Here is a 17,888-nt window from a genome sequence, read left to right on the forward strand (position 1 = left end):
AACGCCCGCCGGCGTAGCCTGCCTCCATCGCAAAGGAGCTGTTGCCATGGGTCACGACCACGATCACCTGCCATCCGAGATCCGCCACGAGAAACCCTTGTGGTGGGCGCTCGGCCTGACCTCCACCTTCCTCGTGGTGGAGGTGGTCGGTGCGTTCTGGACCAACAGCCTGGCGCTGCTGTCCGATGCCGCGCACATGGCCACCGACACCCTGGCGCTGATGATCGCGCTGGTTGCCGTGCGGCTGAGCCGGCGTCCGCCGGATGCGCGCCGCACCTACGGCTATGCACGCCTTGAGGCACTGGGTGCGATGATCAACGGCGCCATGCTGTTCGTGGTCGCCGGCTACATCCTGTGGGAAGCCATCGGTCGCTTCCGCCAACCTCAGGAGATCGCCTCCACCGGCATGCTGGTGATCGCCGCGGCCGGGTTGGTGATCAACATGATTTCCATGCGCCTGCTGCAGGCCGGCAGCGGCGAGAGCCTCAACGTGAAGGGGGCCTACCTGGAAGTGTGGGCCGACATGCTCGGCTCGGTGGCGGTGATTGCCGGCGCGCTGCTGATCCAATGGACCGGTTGGAAGCCGATCGACCCGATCCTGGCTGTGCTGATCGGTCTGTGGGTGCTGCCACGCACGTATGTGCTGATGCGCGAAGCGGTAAACGTGTTGCTGGAAGGCGTGCCCAAGGGCATGGACGTGGCCAAGGTACGCGACCGCCTGTTCCGACCATGACGCGGTGCTGGACGTGCATGACCTGCACGTATGGGCGCTGGCGTCCAGCACGCCGGCACTGACCGCACACATCGTGATGCGCGAAGGCGACGATGCCGATCGCCTTCGTCGCGAACTCGGTGATCGCCTGCACGATGATTTCGGCATCGAACACGTGACCCTGCAGATCGAGGCCGACCATTGCGGCGAAGCCTGTGGCCAGCCGTCAGCGGCCAAGGACGACGATCACGCCGGGCACGATCATGCAGCGACCGATGCGCAGGGCCATCGCGGTCACGTGCATCGCTGAGCGGGTGTGCCGGGCTGTGCCCGGCGTCACTGCTGCTCGTCGCGCCGCGAGGCCAGCCGATCCGCCAACCGGGTCGGCTCGGGCAGGCGATAGCCGCGCAGCGTGCGCTGCACCCAGGCCAGCGCGGTATCGGCGCTGACCCGATGTCCGCCGGCGACGAACAGCGGCTTGCAGCGCAGCTTGCTGCGCAGCACCCAGCCGAGCTGTTCGCTGCCATCCAGCAACGGCGTATGCGCGCCTGCCTCGGCGCCCGGCTCGATGAAGCGGCCAACCAGCTTCGACTTGGCCACGCCGATGCTCGGCAGGTCGGTCACCACGCCCAGGTGTGCGGCAATGCCCAGGCGGCGCGGATGGCTGATGCCGTGGCCATCGACGAACACCAGATCCGGCGTTCGCGGCAGCAGTGCCAATGCCGCCAGCAGCGCCGGCAGTTCGCGGAAGCTGAGCAGGCCCGGGATATAGGGCATGACGGTCGGGATGCGGGCGATTTCCTGCGCCACCGGCTGCAGGCTCTCCGCGTCGAGGAGTACCGCCGCAGCGCGGGTGATCGCACCGTCTTCCTCGAAGCCGACATCCAGTCCCGCCAGCCAGCGCACGGTGGCGGGCAGCCGGTCCTGGCGCTGCACGCGGGTGGCCAGCTGCTTCTGCTGCTCGCGTGCGGCACTGACGCTGCCTTCCCAGCGCCCGGGGTCGATCACGGTATTCATCGGCCACAGGATGACATCCGCACCGCCACGGCGCGGTGAGCGGGCGCCGGGGCTACAATGGCCGCCTGCCTTTCCTCGCGTTGGAGACCCTGCAGTGACCCGTAAACTCGTACTGTTGCGCCATGGCCAGAGCCAGTGGAACCTGGACAACCGCTTCACCGGCTGGGTCGATGTCGACCTGACCGAGCAGGGGCGCCGGGAAGCGGCTGCCGCCGGCCGCCTGATGCGCGAGGAAGGCCTGCAGTTCGACGTCGCCCACACCTCCGTGCTCAAGCGCGCCATCCACACCCTGCAGGGTGCGCTGGCCGAGCTTGATCAGGATTGGCTGCCGGTGAACAAGTCCTGGCGCCTCAACGAGCGCCACTACGGCGGCCTGCAGGGCCTGGACAAGGCCGAGACCGCCGCCAAGCACGGCGAAGACCAGGTCAAGGTGTGGCGTCGTTCGTACGACATCCCGCCGCCGGCGATGGACCTGGAAGATCCGGGCCATCCGATCCATGACCGTCGCTACGCCGGCCTGGACCGCAACGCGCTGCCGGGTACCGAATCGCTGGCCACCACCCTGGACCGCGTGCTGCCGTACTGGCACGACGCCATCGCGCCGCAGCTGAAGGACGGCAAGACGGTGCTGGTCACCGCCCACGGCAATTCGCTGCGCGCGCTGTACAAGTACCTCAACAACGTGTCGCGCGAGGAAATCCTCGAGCTGAACATCCCGACCGGCATCCCGCTGCTGTTCGAGTTGAATGACGACCTCACCGTGAAGTCGTTCCGCTACCTGGGTGACCCGGAGGCGGCGCGCAAGGCCGCTGAAGCCGTGGCCAACCAGGGCAAGGCGAAGTAAGAACGAAGGGCCGGCGCACGCCGGCCTTCGCTTTTGTAGAGCCGAGCCCACGCTCGGCTGATGCATTGCCGACGTTTTCAGAAAGCAGCCGAGCATGGGCTCGGCTCTACAGGCGCACTCCTGTGACCTTTGGCCGGTCCCCACCATCGCTGCAGCGGCTACGCTGGACGATTCGCCGTTGGAGACACGCCATGAACGTCCGCAATCTGGTCCCGCTGGGCCTGACCATCGCCATCGCCGCCTCGCTCGCCGCCTGTGGCAAGAACGAGACCGCGCCCGCTGCCGACGCTGCCAAGCCGGCGTTCGACCAGTCGCAGATCAAGACCGCGCTGATTAGCCTCAACAGTGCCGATCTGGATCCGTCCATTGCTGCATGCACCGACCTCAACGGCTTCGTCAACAGCAAGTGGCTGAAGGCCAACCCGGTGCCGGGCGACCAGACCACCTGGGGCAGCTTCGAGATCCTGCGTGAGCGCTCGCTGGAAGTGCAGCACGCGCTGGTGCAGCAGGCCGCCGCCAGCCAGGCCAAGGCCGGCTCGGTGGAAGCCAAGATCGGCGACATCTGGAAGACCGGCAACGACGAAGCGAAGATCGAGGCCGCCGGCCTGGCGCCGCTGCAGCCGACGCTGGACAAGATCACCGCGCTGAACGACACCGCCGCCATCACCCAGTACCTGCGCGACAGCCAGGCGCAGGGCCAGGGCGTGCTGTTCTCGCTGTTCGCCAATGCCGACTACAAGGATTCGGCGAACGTCATCGCCTACGTCGGCCAGGGCGGCCTCGGCCTGCCGGAGAAGGGCTATTACTTCGACGAGTCGCAGGCCAAGATCCGCGACGCCTACGTTGCCTATATCGCGCAGGTGCTGACGCTGTCCGGCGTGGACGCCGCGCAGGCTGCCGAACAGGCCAAGGCGGTGATGGCGTTCGAGACCCGCCTGGCCAAGGCCTCGATGTCGCGCATCGAGATGCGTGACCCGGCCAAGCGCTACAACCCGCTCAGCGCCGCCGACGCGGACAAGCTGACCCCGAACTTCAGCTGGACCGCGCTGTTCGACTCCCTGAAGGTGCCGGCCGCACAGAAGTTCTCGCTGGCCCAGCCGGGCTTCTTCAGCGAGATGGACAAGATGCTGGCCGACGTGCCGGCCGCCACCTGGCAGTCCTACCTGCGCTTCCACACCATTGATGATGCCTCGCCGTACCTGAGCAGCCAGTTCGAGAAGGCCAACTTCGAGTTCTATGGCAAGACCCTGCGCGGCCAGCAGGAAATGCAGCCGCGCTGGAAGCGCGTGCTGGAGTCGGTCAACGGTGGCATGGGCGAAGCGCTCGGCCAGCTGTATGTCGATGCGGTGTTCCCGGCCGAATCCAAGGAGGCCATGCAGCACCTGGTGCAGAACCTGTCGGTGGCGCTGAAGGCTCGCCTCGAGCAGCTGCCGTGGATGGGCGAGGAAACCAAGAAGAAGGCGCTGGAGAAGTGGGCCAGCTTCACCCCGAAGATCGGTTACCCGGACAAGTGGCGCGAGTGGACGGGCCTGCAGACCAACGGTGACAGCTACCTGGGCAACATGCAGGCCGCGCGCGCGTTCAACTACCGCTACATGCTGGACAAGGTCGGCAAGCCGGTGGACAAGACCGAGTGGGGCATGACCCCGCAGACGGTCAATGCCTACTACAACGCCACCAAGAACGAGATCGTGTTCCCGGCGGCGATCCTGCAGGCGCCGTTCTTCGACGCCAAGGCCGATCCGGCGCTGAACTACGGTGGCATCGGTGCGGTCATCGGCCACGAGATGATGCACGGCTACGATGACTCGGGCAGCCAGTTCGCCGCCAACGGCAACTTCGACAACTGGTGGACCGACAGCGACCGCAAGGCCTTCACCGAGCGCACCGATCAGCTGGTCGCACAGTTCGACGGCTACGAGTCGGTGCCGGGCGTGTTCGTGAAGGGCAAGCTGACGCTGGGCGAGAACATCGGTGATCTGGGTGGCCTGACCGTTGCCTACGATGCACTGCAGATGGCGCTGAAGGAGAATCCGAAGGCGAACGTCGAAGTCGACGGCCACAGCCAGGACCAGCGCTTCTTCATGAACTGGGCCACCGTGTGGCGTCGCAATTTCACCGACGGTGAGCTGCGCGTGCGCCTGAACACCGATCCGCACGCACCGGCGAACTTCCGTGCCAACGGTGCGCCGTCGAACATGCCGTCCTATGCCGCTGCGTTCCAGTGCAAGGCCGGTGATGCGATGGTGCGCGCAGACGACAAGCGCGTGGTGATCTGGTAACCGATTGCCCGCAACGTGCAAAGCAGAAGGCCCGGCGCAAGCCGGGCCTTTTCATTGGCAACCACTACAACCGGCTGAGGCTCAGCCCGGGCATTTCAGGTACTGCGACAACGTCGCCTGCCACGCGCTGGCCGGGTCGAAGCCTGGCACCAGACCGCCACCCGTGCCGGTGAAGTTGGACATGCCATGGGCCAGCATGTAGGTGGGGGTATACGAGGGCGGCCCCACGCGCTTGCTGAAGGTGCAGATGCCAGCGACATAGGCGGGTGCCTTGTCGGGGGTCAGCTGCGCCTTCAATGCGCTGTCGAAGCGGCCGAGATTGTCCTCGCCCATGGCCGAACCCGCCATCGACTTCAGCGCGTTGTAGGCACTGTGTCCGGTCTCGTCAGCGACCCGCTGGCGATCGAAATGGGCGAATACGCCGGCGATGTTGTAGAGATCGATGGCGTCCTGCATGCGCCCATCCTGCACGCAGCGGGGCAGGGCGTTCATCAGGGCGGCGGGCGAGGTGCCGGCGGTGATCTGGCTGCGCGACAGGCAGGCGGCAGCGGGCGCGTTGCTCTCCTGCTGGGCCTGCGCGAACGGCGCCAGGGCCAACAGCAACAGTCCCAGCGGTGCGGCGATGCGGGTGTTTCCTTTCATGGGTGGTACTCCTCGTAAGCAGGCGACCGTCTTTGGCCGACCATCAGCTTGCGAGGATTGCCGTGGCTGCGCAAGCAAGGCGCAGCCCAGCATGTGAATGCTCAGGCCAGCGCCGGCTCGTGCTTGAGCATGCCGTGGAAACGCTGCAGCACGTATGGATCGATCAGGCCACCGGCCTGCTCATCGAGTATCCGCAGCACCGTCTCATGCTCCATCGCCGCGCGATAGGGGCGTGCACTGGTCATCGCATCATAGGCATCGACGATGGTGACGATGCGTGCGCCCAGCGGGATGTTCTCGCCCTGCAGGCCATCGGGATAGCCGCTGCCGTCGAACGCTTCATGGTGGGCGCGGATCAGGCGCGCGACCGGCGCCGCATCGCTGCGACCAGTGGCCAGGAAGATATGTTCGCCACGTACCGGATGCTCGCGCATGATCGCGCGCTCCTCATCGCTGTGCCGGCGTGGGCTCAGCAGTACGTCGTCGGGAATGCCGATCTTGCCGATATCGTGGAAGCGTGCGGCCAGGGCGACCTGCGCGCAGGCTTCCTCATCCAGGTCGCAATGCAGGGCAAGGTGCTGCGCAAGAAGGCCCACGCGGTCGCAGTGGTGGCGGGTATAGGCATCACGCATCTGCAGCGACATCGACAGGGCGTCGATCAGGCAGGCCTGCGCGTGCAGGAGGTCGGGAGGTCTGGGCAGGGGCATCGGAACTGGCGGCGCGGCGAAGCCGCGCAGGAAACGGAAAGGCCCGCAAGAGCGGGCCGGGGCGGCGCATAGGGTACCCGCATCGGTGTTGCGCGGGGCGCATCGACGGTATCGCGTGGGGCCGTGCGTTCAGTCGTGTACAGCGTGTCATCGCCCCGGCCGCATCGGCAACCGGGGCGGCGTGGCTCAGCCGGTGGTCTGCAGGTGGATGCGATGGGCTTTGGCGAAGGCATCCTGCGCGTCGCTCAGGGTCTGCATGTCTTCGTCCATTTTGGTCACGGCTTCATCCAGCGTCTGCAGCAGCGGGGTGACCTGTTCTTCGCTGTAGCCATCGGGCAGGGCAGCCAGCTGTTCCATCACCGCGAACATCTGTTCGGTGCTCTTCAGGGAGTCGAGCAGGTTCTGGTGCAGTGCATCGGCGTCCTTGCCATGGGTGAACTGCTGGACGAAGACCAGCCGGTCGGCGATCTCCTTGTGCGCGTTCTTCAGGCCGAAGCGATGCTGCTGCATGCTCTTGCCATCCTGCAGCGACGCATGGAAGGACTCGCCGTTCGGGCCGTTGGTCCATTGCTCGACCATGCTGACCGTGCCGTTCCAGCTGGCGACATTCTCAAGCAGGTAATCACGGTTGCTCATGCCGTTGTGGCAGGCGGCCAGCAGGCCCAGGCTGGTGGCGAGCAGAAGGGGGGCGAAACGATTCACGGCAACACTCCTTGTCGCGGGCGCAGTAAACGGAAAGGGCACCGGTCTGCCGCCCGCGGCGGACCGGCGCCTTGGAGATCGATCAGCGCAGGGCCAGGGTCAGCAGCAGCGCGCGTGCGGCATTGAAGCGGTCTTCGGGCAGCGGCAGCGGATGCTTGACGCGCAGCTTGTCCGGACCGTCCATGGCATAGAGGTTCGGTTGTTTCTGGATCAGCTGGATCACCGCCATCGGGTCGATGTTCGGCTTGGATTCGAACACGATGCGGCCACCATTCTCGCCCAGGTCCAGCTTGCGGATGCCCAGCGTGCTGGCCTGCAGCTTCAGCTCGGCGATGGCGAACAGGTTCTTGGCCGCATCCGGCAGCAGGCCGAAGCGGTCGATCATCTCCACCTGCAGCTCGCGGAGCGCATCGCTGTCGCGCGCGCTGGAAATGCGCTTGTACAACGTCAGGCGGGTGTGCACGTCCGGCAGGTAGTCGTCCGGAATCAGCGCCGGCACATGCAGTTCGACCTCGGCGCCACGCGCTTCTTCGCCGGCATCGATGTCGGGCAGATGGCCCTGCTTGATGCTGCGCACGGCACGTTCCAGCAGCTCGGTATACAGGCTGAAGCCCACTTCGGCCATCTGCCCGCTCTGGTCTTCGCCGAGCAGTTCACCGGCACCGCGGATTTCCAGATCGTGCGTGGCCAAGGTGAAGCCGGCACCCAGTTCGTCCATCGAGGCGATTGCTTCCAGGCGCTTTTCCGCGTCGGGCGTGATCGAGCGACGGTCCGGTACAACCAGGTAGGCATAGGCGCGGTGGTGCGAACGACCGACGCGGCCACGCAGCTGATGCAGCTGGGCCAGGCCGAAGCGGTCGGCACGGTTGATGATGATGGTGTTGGCGTTGGGGATGTCGATGCCCGATTCGATGATCGTGGTCGACAGCAGCACGTTGAAGCGCTGCTTCTGGAAGTCCAGCATCACCTTTTCCAGCTCGCGCTCTGGCATCTGCCCATGGGCGATGCCGATGCGCGCTTCGGGCACCAGCTCGGACAGCTCGCGTTGCATGCGGCCGATGCTTTCCACGTCGTTGTGCAGGAAATACAGCTGGCCACCGCGTGCCAGCTCGCGTTGGAAGGCTTCGCGCAGCAGCGCGTTGTCCCACTGGGTGATGAAGGTCTGCACCGCCAGCCGGTTCGGCGGCGGGGTGGCGATGATCGACAGGTCGCGCAGGCCGGCCATGGCCATGTTCAACGTACGCGGGATCGGCGTGGCGGTCAGGGTCAGCAGGTGCACGTTGGCGCGCAGTGCCTTCAGCGCCTCCTTCTGGCGCACGCCGAAGCGCTGCTCCTCGTCGACGACGACCATGCCCAGATCCTTGAACTTCACGTCCGGCTGCAGCAGGCGATGGGTGCCGACGATGACGTCGATGGTGCCAGCGGCGACCTTCTCCAGCTCGGCCTTGATCTCCTTGGTGCTCTTGAAGCGCGACAGCACTTCGACCTTCATCGGATAGTCGGCGAAGCGGTCGCGGAAGTTGCGGTAATGCTGTTCGGCCAGCAGCGTGGTCGGCACCAGCACCGCCACCTGCTTGCCGGCGCTGGCGGCGGCGAATGCGGCACGCACCGCGACTTCGGTCTTGCCGAAGCCCACATCGCCACAGACCACGCGGTCCATCGGCTGGCTGCTGGCCAGGTCACGCAGGGTGGCGTCGATGGCGGCCAGCTGGTCCGGGGTTTCCTCGAACGGGAAACCGGCGGCGAACGGCTCGTACATCGCGCGGTCCACCTGCAGTGCCAGTCCGGCACGCGCCTGGCGGCGGGCCTGGATCTCCAGCAGTTCAGCGGCCACATCGCGGACCTTCTCGGCAGCCTTGCGCTTGGCCTTGCTCCACTGCTCGCCACCCAGCGAATGCAGGGGTGCGGTCTCGGCCGAGGCGCCGGAATAGCGGCTGATCAGATGCAGCTGCGCGACCGGCACGTACAGCCGGTCGCCCTTGGCGTATTCGATTTCCAGGAATTCGCCGGGCATGCCACCGACGTCCATCGCGATCAGTCCGCGATAGCGGCCGACACCATGGTCCTCGTGCACGATCGGCGCGCCTTCGGTCAGCTCGCCGAGATCGCGGATGATCGCTTCCGGCTCACGTCCGGCGCGGCGCGTGCGGCGTGTGCTGCCGGCGCGCTCGGGGAACAGCTGGCGTTCGGTCAGCACCGCGATGTGCGGCGCATCCAATGCGAAGCCGTCTTCCAGCGGCGCCACGGCAATGGCGAAGCGTTCGTCGCTGGCCAGGAAGGACAGCAGGTCGGCCACCACCGGCGGCTTCAGCTCGGCCGCCTGCAGCACTTCCAGCAGGGCCTCACGGCGGCCGGGTGAATCGGCGGCAATCAGCACACGGCCAGGGTAATGGCCGAGGAAGGATTTCAGTGCGTCACCGGCCGGTGCCTCGCGTGCGGCCACCGGCAGCGGCGGCAACGGCTGGTCGCCCAGCGCATGCGCCTCGGCAATGCGCGCGTGATCGGCAGCCCATACCTCGATGCGCGGTGCGTCGTTCAGCCGCTCGCGCAGCAGGTCCGGCGACAGGTACAGCGCCGACGGTGGCAGCAGCGGCCGTTCAACATCATGGCGGCGTTGCTCGTAGCGCTCGCCGGTCTGCGTCCAGAAGGTCTCTGCCGCTTCAGCGGCACCGACGCAGACCACCGGCAGGCTGCCGGCAGGCAGGTAGTCGAACAGGGTGGCGGTGCGCTCGAAGAACAGCGGCAGGTAGTACTCGATGCCAGCCGGCGCCAGGCCCGATTTCAGATCCTGGTACAGCGAACTGCGACGGGTATCGACGTCGAAGCGCTCGCGCAGGGTGGCCAGCACCCGCGCGATGCTGGCGTCGTCCATCGGCACTTCGCGACCGGGCAGCATGTGCACCGCCTCGACCTTGTCCAGCGAGCGCTGGCTTTCCGGATCGAATGCACGGATCGAATCGATGTCTTCGTCCAGCAGCTCCACCCGCAGCGGCTCGTCGGCGCCCATCGGGTAGACGTCAAGCAGGCCACCGCGCACGGCGAAGTCACCCGGGTCCATCACCTGCGGCACGTTGCGGTAACCGGCGCTTTCGAGGCGACGCTTCTCCGCTTCCAGGTCCAGGCGCTGGCCGACTTCAAGGTTGAAGCTGCCGCCGATGACGTAGCTGCGGGGTGCCAGCTGCTGCAGAAGGGTCTGCACCGGTACCACCACCAGGCCACGCTTCAGCGTGGGCAGGCGGTGCAGGGCCGACAGGCGCTGCGAAATGATGTCCGGGTGCGGGCTGAAGCGGTCGTAGGGCAGCGTTTCCCAGTCCGGGAACGCCACCACCGGCAGGCTCGGGTCGCCTCCCAGCAGGGTATGCAGATCCGCTTCGATCTGGTTGGCACCGTGGTTGTCACGGGCCACCACCAGTACCGGGGCATCATGCGTGCGCGCTGCCTGGGCCAGATACCAAGCCAGGGCAGTGGGCGAGGCGGGGGCGCGCCACCAGGCGCGGAGCTGGCCGGCACGTGGCAACGGCGGGGCGGGGAATGGAGTACGCGACATGAACCGCGGATTTTAGCAGAAGCCCCCGCCGGGCCCATGATCGTTACGTGACCGGGGTAGCGCCGGGCCATGCCCGGCGAGCGCAGCGGTCGGATCAACATCGCCGGGCAGGGCCCGGCGCTACCGTCAGTTGTCCAGTTCCAGCACCATCCGCACCAGGCCTTCGGCCCCGTTCGGGTGTGGTACCGGCTTGAAGCCCAGCGAGGCGGCCAGCTGCTTCATCGGCTCGTTCTCGGCGGCAACATCGCCGTACAGGCGGTCCAGATACTTGCCGCGGCCCCATTTCACCAGCTTGCGCATCAGCTGGCGGCCCAGGCCCTGACCGATCAGGAACCGGCTGATCAGGATCGCGTACTCGGCTTCACGGGTACCGGGGATGATCGAGGCACGGGCCACCGCGCCGACCACGGCCTCACCGGCCGGCAGCGACTCGGCGGCGACCAGGGTGATCTCGGTCTTCGGATTGGGGTGGGTCAGGCGCTGGGTGGTTTCCGGCGACAGCTCGGTCACCGACTGCAGGAAGCGGTCGCGGATTTCTTCCGGCCCGAACAGGCTGAAGGCGGCCTGCAGCGGCGCGCCATCTTCCGGGCGGATGGGGCGGATCAGCAGCTCGTGGCCGCTGGGAGCCTTGAAGATCTCATGCCAGGGCGGCATGCGGTTGCGAGTGGCCATACCGGGTGATTCCTTGGTGGTCCATCGATTGTGTCATCACCGGGGCTGCATTCCGTGAACGAAAGGCTCACGGTCGTACAGCCTCGTGAAGGCCCTTATTCGGCCGTCTTCAGCCAGTCCAGGCGGGTGCTGGCACCGGGTTCGCCCAGATGCTGGCGCAGCGCCGGCAGGGCCGGGCCGACCACGCGGTCGAACTGCCAGGGTGCATTGAGCACCAGCATGCCACTGCCGTTGAGGCGCAGCGGCGAGTCGTCCGGGCGCACCAGGAACTCGATGGTCACGGCCGACTTCACCGGCAGTGCGGCGGCCTTGCGCAGGAAATGCAGGATGGTGCGGCGCTGCTTGATCGGGAACCAGACCGCACAGGTGGCCTGCGGCCAGCGCGCCAGGGTCTCGGCCAGCGCAGCGAGGACCGCCTGGTACTCGGCGTCCTGGGCCTCGTAGGGCGGGTCGATCAGGACCAGGCCGCGGCCGATCTTGGCGCCGTTGGCCTTGGGCGGCAGCAGCGAACGCAGCAGCGCGTAGCCGTCACCGGGGTGTACGCCGACGCGGCTGTCATGGGCGAACAGGGTCTTCAGCGAGGCGGCTTCGTCCTCCTGCAGCTCGCACACCGCCATGCGGTCCTGCGGGCGCATGGCCTGCGCGCTCAGCAGCGGCGAGCCTGGGTAGGAGATCATCGCGCCGACCGGATTGTCGGCCTGTACCGCCTTCAGGTAGCGCTCGACCACCTCCGGCAGTTTGGGCTGGGCCATCAGCCGCATGACCCCGGATTCGGCCTCAAGGGTCTTGCGGCTTTCTTCGCTGGCCAGCAGGTAGCGGCCGGCACCGCCGTGGGTGTCGAGCACGAAGAACGGGCTGTCCTTGCGCTTGAAGCTGTCGATCAGGGCCAGCTGCACGATGTGCTTGAGGACATCGGCGTGGTTGCCGGCGTGGAAGGCGTGGCGATAGTTCATGGGCGGCAGTGTACGGGGCGAGGGCCGCAGCGGCTATGCTGCGCGCCATGACAGCGCCTGTTACCCATGTCCTGGTGGTTGAAGACGAAGCGGCCATCGCCGAAACCGTGCTCTATGCGCTGCGCAGCGAAGGCTATGCGGCCAGCCACAGCCTGCTGGGCGGGCAAGCCCTGCAGCAGCTGCAGGCCGGCGATATCGACCTGGTGGTGCTGGATGTCGGCCTGCCAGACCTCAGTGGTTTCGAGGTCTGTCGCCGGCTGCGCGCCCTGCCGGGGCCGGTGGCGCAGGTGCCGGTGATCTTCCTGACCGCACGCAACGACGAACTCGACCGCGTGCTGGGCCTGGAGCTGGGGGCCGACGACTACATGGCCAAGCCGTTCTCGCCGCGCGAGCTGGTAGCGCGGGTGCGTGCCCGGCTGCGGCGTGCCACGCCCGCTCCGGCCGCCTCGGGTGCCGAGACCGGCTGGCAGGAACATGGTGCCTTCGCCATCGATCGTGAAGGCCGCCGCATCCGCTTCCAGGGCCACGCGCTGGACCTGACCCGCTATGAATATGCCCTGCTGGAAGCGCTGCTGCAGCGCCCCGGCGCGATCCTCAGCCGCGCCCAGTTGATGGACCGTGGCTGGGACAGCGCCGCCGACAGCGCTGACCGCACCGTCGACACCCACGTCAAGACGTTGCGCGCCAAGCTGCGGGCGGCCGGCGCCAGCGGTGAGCCGATCCGCACCCATCGCGGCCTCGGCTACGCCCTGGAGGTCTGACGGGTGCGTCTGGTCCTGAAACTGTTCCTGGGCTTCTTCCTGATCGTGGGCATCGCCGCGTTCTTCGTGATGCGCGTGTTCGTCAATGAAGTGAAGCCGGGCGTGCGCCAGGCGATGGAATCGACCCTGGTGGATGCGGCCAACGTGCTGGCGGAGATGGCCGCCGCCGACGTCAAGGCCGGCACCATCCGCAACGGCAGCTTCACCCGCAACCTGGCCAAGGCCCGGCAGCGCGACCTGAAGGCGATGGTCTGGCGCTTCCCCAAGCGTGCGCTGGACTACCGGGTGACGATCACCGACGCCAAGGGCATCGTGATCTACGACTCGTTGGGCCGCGACGTGGGGCGCGACAATTCGCGCTGGAACGATGTCTATCGCACCCTGCGCGGCGAGTACGGCGCGCGCTCCAGCCCAGAAACGCCGGGCGATGACAGCAACACGGTGATGCACGTGGCCGCGCCGGTGTACGACCCGGTCGATGGCAATACCCTGATCGGCGTGCTCAGCCTGGCCCAGCCCAACCGCAGCATCGATCCGTTCATTGCCGCCAGCCAGCGCGCCATCATCGAACGCGGCGCGTGGCTGATCGGCCTGTCGGCGCTGGTGGGTGTGCTGGTGACGATGTGGCTGACCAACGGCCTGGGCCAGCTCAGTCGCTACGCGCGGGCAGTCAGCGCCGGCGAACCGGTGCCGCCGCCGAAGCGCCGCAACGATGAGATCGGCGAGCTTGGCCAGGCGCTGGAGACGATGCGGCGCAAGCTGGAAGGCAAGGCGTACGTCGAACAGTACGTGCAATCGCTGACCCACGAGATGAAGAGTCCGTTGGCGGCGATCCGCGGTGCGGCCGAACTGCTGCAGGAGCCGATGGCCGACGCCGACCGCGCGCATTTCGCACGCAGCATCGTCGACCAGCAGGAGCGGCTGACCGAAACCATCGACAAGCTGTTGGCGCTGGCCGAGGTCGAGCAGCACGGCTGGTTGCAGACCCGTGATCCGATTGCCTTGCCCGCGCTGCTGCAGGAAGCCGCAACGGCAGCGCAGGTACGCGCGCAGGCCGCCGGTGTCGAGCTGCATATCGAGCAGGTGCCCGACCTGCGCGTGCAGGGCGATGGCTATCTGCTGCGGCAAGCCCTGCACAACCTGATCGACAACGCCATTGCGTTCTCGCCGCCCGGGACACAGGTGCAGTTGGATGCACAGCTGGACGGGCAGGGCGTACGCCTGCAGGTTGCCGACCGTGGCGCGGGCATTCCCGATTACGCGCGCGAGCGCGTGTTTGAACGCTTCTATTCGCTGGCCCGACCCGGCACCGGCCGCCGCAGTTCCGGCCTCGGCCTGCCCTTCGTGCAGGAAGTCGCGCGCCTGCATGACGGCCGCGCCAGCCTGCAGCCGCGCGAAGCAGGCGGCACCGTGGCCAGCCTGTGGCTGCCGCTGGCGATACCAGGGCAGCGTCCGCGGCGCTGACTTCACACTCGCTTCAAATTCGCCACAAACCCTGCTCACCGCAGCGATCCATCCTGCAGTCCTCTCCAACGAGGACGGACGATGAAATCCCTGAAGATGCTGCTGCGGTTCGCCATTGTCGGCGGCCTGATCCTGCTGCTGCTGATCCCGCTGTTCCTGATCCGCAGCGTCATCACCGAGCGCAGCGCCTATCGCGAAGAGGCCTATTCGCGGGTGGCCGAAAGCCGTGCCGGTACCCAGCGCGTGGTCGGGCCGGTGCGCGTGGTGCCGTGGTCCAAGCGCGAGCTTGTGGAAGTGGTCGATGCGCAGGGCAACAAGAAGACCGAGCTGCAGACCACCCAGGGCTACTGGTTGCAGCCGCCGGCCACCCTGCAGATCAGCGGCGAGCTGCTGCCAAGCCAGCGTTCGGTCGGCCTGTTCAAGGTGCCGGTGTACAGCTGGAATGGCCAGCTCAAGGCGACCTTCAGCGAGGATGACTACCCGGAGCACGATGGCACGACCTATGGCGAGGCGTACATCGCGCTGGGTGTGTCCGACGCGCGCGGCCTGGTCGGTACGCCGAATCTTCGGGTTGATGGGCAGCAGGTCAAGCTGCTGCCGGGCGTGGCCGGCGCTTCCGCACTGGGCCGTGGGCTGCATGCACCGATCGCCGGCGTCGCCCGCAGCGGAGGCACCCTGGCGGCCAGCAGCGTGGAACTGGAGCTGCAGCTCGATGGCAGCCGCTCGCTGTCGGTGGTGCCGGTGGGCGATGACAACCAGATCGCGCTGCGTTCCAGCTGGCCGCACCCGTCGTTTGCCGGTGCGTTCCTGCCGAACGAGCGGCGTGTGGATGCGCAGGGCTTCGATGCACGCTGGGCCGTGTCCTCGCTGGCATCGGACGCACAGCAGCGACTGCGCGAGGGCGATGACCTGGACGCGCAGGCGGTGCAGGTTTCGCTGGTCGACCCGGTCGATACCTATACCCAGGCCGATCGCGCTTCCAAGTACGGCGTGCTGTTCGTGGTGCTGACGTTCGTTGGTTTCATCCTGTTCGAGCTGATCAAGTCGCTGCGCATCCATCCGCTGCAGTACCTGATGGTCGGCCTGGCGCTGGCGATCTTCTTCCTGCTGCTGATCAGCCTGTCCGAGCACATCGCCTTCTGGCAGGCCTACCTGGTCTCCGCGCTGGCCTGTATCGGCCTGCAGGCGGTGTACCTGGCCAATGTGCTGGGGCACTGGAAGCGGGGCCTGGGCTTCGCCGCGATGCTGACGGTGCTGTACGGCGCGCTGTATGGGCTGCTGGTGTCGGAGAACAATGCGCTGCTGATGGGCTCGCTGCTGCTGTTCGTCATCCTCGCGCTGGCGATGTGGGTGACCCGTCGGGTCGACTGGTACGCCCTGGCCGAGCAGAAGTAAGGAGCACGCCATGGGTTGGCGCCAAGGATTGCAGCAACGGGCACGACAGGGCATTCCCGCTCTGCTGGAAGTGGATGCGCTGCTGCAGGCGCATGGCGTTTTGGCGGCGTTGCCGGGGGCACGGATCGCGCCCGGCCTGGTCCGCTTCCAGCTGGCCGCCATCACCTGCGAGGGACTGCAGCGGCGTGGGCTGGACTGGCTGCGGGAGGCGCGGCACGGACGCGGCGCGCTCGCGGGCAAGGTGCCCCGTTACCGGCCATGGAAGGCCGGGGCGGCGGCATTGTCGGAGATCGGCATCGACGGGCTGCCCGCGGACTGGCCGGAACATGCTGCCGTGTTCGGCTGCAGCAGCATCGACCAGCGGCATTGGCTGCTGCTGTTGCCGGAGCGCGCGCAGCTGTGGCTGGGGTGGAAGGGGTGACAGCCGCGCGAGACCCCATCCACGCATGGCGTGGATCTACCAGATGCCCATGACCGATGGGACGGGGGCCAGGCGCACTGGCTGGCTAGACTCGACCGGTTGATGATCGAGCCGAAGGGCAGGAGTGCGATGTGCTGAAGTGGGGCGTGCTGGCAGTAGCGCTGGCGATGGGTGGCAATGCGGTGGCGCAGCAGCGCGAGCCGGTGGACCTGGACATGGTCGGCAAGATCCGCCAGCAGGCGTTCCACAAATCGCAGGTGATGGACACCTTCAGCTACCTCACCGAACGCATCGGGCCGCGCCTGACCAATTCGCCGGCGATGGGCCGCGCCAACGCCTGGACCCGCGGCAAGTTCAGCGAATGGAAGCTGGACAATGTCCACGACGAAGCCTTCGACGAATTCGGCCGTGGCTGGGAGTTCACTTCGGCCAGTGTGGAGATGCTGGGCGATCGCGTGCAGCCACTGCATGCCCTGCCCAAGGCGTGGACGCCGGGCACCAGGGGCCCGGTCGAGGGCGAGCTGCTGCAGGTGGACATCAAGAAGCCTGAGGACATCGAGAAATATCGCGGCAAGCTGCGGGGTAAGATCCTGCTGCTTGGCGAAGCACGCGAATACAAGCGTGGAACCGATGCCGATTCGCACCGGCACGACGCCACCTCGCTGGAAGGCCTGCAGGAGTTCACCCTGCCCAAGGACAAGGACGTGGCCGCCGACCGCGCCAAACGGGTCAAGGAATACCAGGAGAAGCAGGCGCTGGCGGCGAAGGTCAACGCGTTCTTCGTCGAAGAAGGCGCGCTGGCCTCGATCAGCATCAGCAGCTGGGACAACGGCATCATCCGCGTGGCCGGTGGTGGCTCGCGCAAAGCTGGCGAGTCGGTCGGCATTCCCGAACTGGCGATGATCGCCGAGCACTTCAATCCGCTGGTGCGCGCGTTGGAAGCCAAGCAGAGCGTGCGCCTGCGCGTGGATGTGGCCGCTCGCTTCACCGATGAAGCGGACCAGCCCGGCTACAACACGCTGGCCGAGATCCGTGGCAGCAGCAGGCCCGATGAAGTGGTGATGATCGGTGCGCACCTGGATTCCTGGCACAGCGGCACCGGTGCAGCCGACAACGCTGCCGGCGTGGCGGTGATGATGGAGGCCATGCGCATCCTCAAGGCCAGCGGCGCCAAGCCCAAGCGCACCATCCGGGTTGCGCTGTGGAGTGGCGAGGAGCAGGGGCTGATCGGTTCGCAGGCATACGTGGCCAAGCACTTCGGTCGATTCCCCGAGCCGACCGACCCGGCGCAGAAGGCGCTGCCAGCCTCGCTGCGCGAACCGACCGGTGCCCTGCAGAAGACCCGTGACTACGGCAAGTTCCAGGTCTACTTCAACATGGACAACGGCTCGGGCCGTTTCCGTGGCATCTACGCACAGGAAAACCTGGCGGCCATGCCGATCTTCGAAGCCTGGCTGGCCCCGTTCCATGACGTGGGCGCGACCACCGTGGCCACCCGCAACACCGGCAGCACCGACCACATCAGCTTCGACCGCATCGGCCTGCCGGGCTTCCAGTTCATCCAGGACAAGCTGGACTATTTCAGCAACGTCCACCACAGCCACCTGGACACCTGGGACCACGCGGAACCGGAAGACCTGAAGCAGGCCGCCGCCATCGTCGCCTCCTTCGCCTACCACGCCGCCATGCGCGAGCAGCCCTTCCCGCGCAAGCCCGAGCCCTGAAAAGGGGACGGAGGGGATTAAGTCGCATTTCCCCTCCGTTGCCCG

At 66.9% G+C, this 17,888-nt stretch carries 14 protein-coding genes and 1 pseudogene; 8 read left to right on the top strand and 7 right to left on the bottom strand.

Annotation, left to right across the window (positions count from 1 at the left end):
* The first annotated feature begins 46 nt into the window (after positions 1-46).
* Positions 47-1,022 (top strand): annotated as a pseudogene (locus tag CR156_RS03850) (cation diffusion facilitator family transporter).
* Between the two features lie 26 nt (positions 1,023-1,048).
* On the opposite strand, the gene nfi reads toward CR156_RS03850, so the two are convergent.
* On the bottom strand, positions 1,049-1,729 hold the full coding sequence (nfi, locus tag CR156_RS03855; protein ID WP_100551967.1) for a deoxyribonuclease V: 681 nt from the start codon (positions 1,727-1,729) through the stop codon (positions 1,049-1,051).
* Positions 1,730-1,823: 94 nt separating this feature from the next.
* On the opposite strand from nfi, the gene gpmA reads away from it, so the two are divergent.
* Entirely contained in the window at positions 1,824-2,573 is a 750-nt protein-coding gene (gene gpmA / locus CR156_RS03860) for a 2,3-diphosphoglycerate-dependent phosphoglycerate mutase (RefSeq protein ID WP_100551968.1), read from the top strand.
* 191 nt (positions 2,574-2,764) lie between these two features.
* On the top strand, positions 2,765-4,855 hold the full coding sequence (locus tag CR156_RS03865; protein ID WP_100551969.1) for a M13 family metallopeptidase: 2,091 nt from the start codon (positions 2,765-2,767) through the stop codon (positions 4,853-4,855).
* Positions 4,856-4,936: 81 nt separating this feature from the next.
* Here the strand turns inward: CR156_RS03865 and CR156_RS03870 are convergent, their stop codons facing one another.
* The 6 genes from CR156_RS03870 to CR156_RS03895 form a co-directional block, all read right to left on the bottom strand.
* Complete coding sequence (locus CR156_RS03870; RefSeq protein ID WP_100551970.1) at positions 4,937-5,497, bottom strand: hypothetical protein; 561 nt, start codon at positions 5,495-5,497, stop codon at positions 4,937-4,939.
* 101 nt (positions 5,498-5,598) lie between these two features.
* Positions 5,599-6,204, bottom strand: a complete 606-nt coding sequence (locus tag CR156_RS03875) for an HD-GYP domain-containing protein (protein ID WP_100551971.1) — start codon at positions 6,202-6,204, stop codon at positions 5,599-5,601.
* A gap of 186 nt (positions 6,205-6,390) precedes the next feature.
* A complete protein-coding gene (locus CR156_RS03880; RefSeq protein WP_100551972.1) occupies positions 6,391-6,906 on the bottom strand; it encodes a hypothetical protein in 516 nt (171 codons plus the stop codon).
* Between the two features lie 82 nt (positions 6,907-6,988).
* Positions 6,989-10,453, bottom strand: coding sequence for a transcription-repair coupling factor (gene mfd / locus CR156_RS03885; RefSeq protein WP_100551973.1), 3,465 nt, complete (start codon positions 10,451-10,453; stop codon positions 6,989-6,991).
* A 126-nt stretch (positions 10,454-10,579) separates the two neighbouring features.
* Entirely contained in the window at positions 10,580-11,125 is a 546-nt protein-coding gene (locus CR156_RS03890; RefSeq protein WP_025879325.1) for a GNAT family N-acetyltransferase, read from the bottom strand.
* 95 nt (positions 11,126-11,220) lie between these two features.
* Entirely contained in the window at positions 11,221-12,078 is an 858-nt protein-coding gene (locus CR156_RS03895; RefSeq protein ID WP_100551974.1) for a 23S rRNA (adenine(2030)-N(6))-methyltransferase RlmJ, read from the bottom strand.
* Between the two features lie 35 nt (positions 12,079-12,113).
* Here CR156_RS03895 and creB point away from each other — a divergent pair, with 35 nt between their 5' ends.
* From creB to CR156_RS03920, 5 genes are all read left to right on the top strand, one after another.
* A complete protein-coding gene (gene creB, locus CR156_RS03900; protein WP_100551975.1) occupies positions 12,114-12,839 on the top strand; it encodes a two-component system response regulator CreB in 726 nt (241 codons plus the stop codon).
* Between the two features lie 3 nt (positions 12,840-12,842).
* Complete coding sequence (creC, locus tag CR156_RS03905) at positions 12,843-14,303, top strand: two-component system sensor histidine kinase CreC (RefSeq protein WP_100551976.1); 1,461 nt, start codon at positions 12,843-12,845, stop codon at positions 14,301-14,303.
* 81 nt (positions 14,304-14,384) lie between these two features.
* Entirely contained in the window at positions 14,385-15,698 is a 1,314-nt protein-coding gene (creD, locus tag CR156_RS03910; RefSeq protein WP_100551977.1) for a cell envelope integrity protein CreD, read from the top strand.
* A 10-nt stretch (positions 15,699-15,708) separates the two neighbouring features.
* Positions 15,709-16,119 carry a hypothetical protein gene (locus tag CR156_RS03915; RefSeq protein ID WP_099783339.1) on the top strand — a complete coding sequence of 137 codons (411 nt, stop codon included), beginning with the start codon at positions 15,709-15,711 and terminating at the stop codon, positions 16,117-16,119.
* A gap of 131 nt (positions 16,120-16,250) precedes the next feature.
* Positions 16,251-17,843: a M28 family metallopeptidase gene (locus CR156_RS03920; RefSeq protein WP_100551978.1), complete on the top strand. Its 1,593-nt coding sequence runs from the start codon at positions 16,251-16,253 to the stop codon at positions 17,841-17,843.
* Positions 17,844-17,888 lie beyond the last annotated feature (45 nt).

It is taken from the genome of Stenotrophomonas lactitubi, assembly GCF_002803515.1.
In the GTDB taxonomy this organism is placed as follows: Bacteria; Pseudomonadota; Gammaproteobacteria; order Xanthomonadales; family Xanthomonadaceae; genus Stenotrophomonas; species Stenotrophomonas lactitubi.

Bases quoted from the DNA above. Each gene is read 5' to 3' on its own strand.
- nfi (WP_100551967.1), bottom strand. From the start codon at position 1,729: ATGAATACCGTGATCGACCCCGGGCGCTGGGAAGGCAGCGTCAGTGCC.
- CR156_RS03865 (WP_100551969.1), top strand. From the start codon at position 2,765: ATGAACGTCCGCAATCTGGTCCCGCTGGGCCTGACCATCGCCATCGCC.
- CR156_RS03870 (WP_100551970.1), bottom strand. From the start codon at position 5,497: ATGAAAGGAAACACCCGCATCGCCGCACCGCTGGGACTGTTGCTGTTG.
- CR156_RS03875 (WP_100551971.1), bottom strand. From the start codon at position 6,204: ATGCCCCTGCCCAGACCTCCCGACCTCCTGCACGCGCAGGCCTGCCTG.
- mfd (WP_100551973.1), bottom strand. From the start codon at position 10,453: ATGTCGCGTACTCCATTCCCCGCCCCGCCGTTGCCACGTGCCGGCCAG.
- CR156_RS03890 (WP_025879325.1), bottom strand. From the start codon at position 11,125: ATGGCCACTCGCAACCGCATGCCGCCCTGGCATGAGATCTTCAAGGCT.
- CR156_RS03895 (WP_100551974.1), bottom strand. From the start codon at position 12,078: ATGAACTATCGCCACGCCTTCCACGCCGGCAACCACGCCGATGTCCTC.
- creB (WP_100551975.1), top strand. From the start codon at position 12,114: ATGCTGCGCGCCATGACAGCGCCTGTTACCCATGTCCTGGTGGTTGAA.
- creD (WP_100551977.1), top strand. From the start codon at position 14,385: ATGAAATCCCTGAAGATGCTGCTGCGGTTCGCCATTGTCGGCGGCCTG.
- CR156_RS03915 (WP_099783339.1), top strand. From the start codon at position 15,709: ATGGGTTGGCGCCAAGGATTGCAGCAACGGGCACGACAGGGCATTCCC.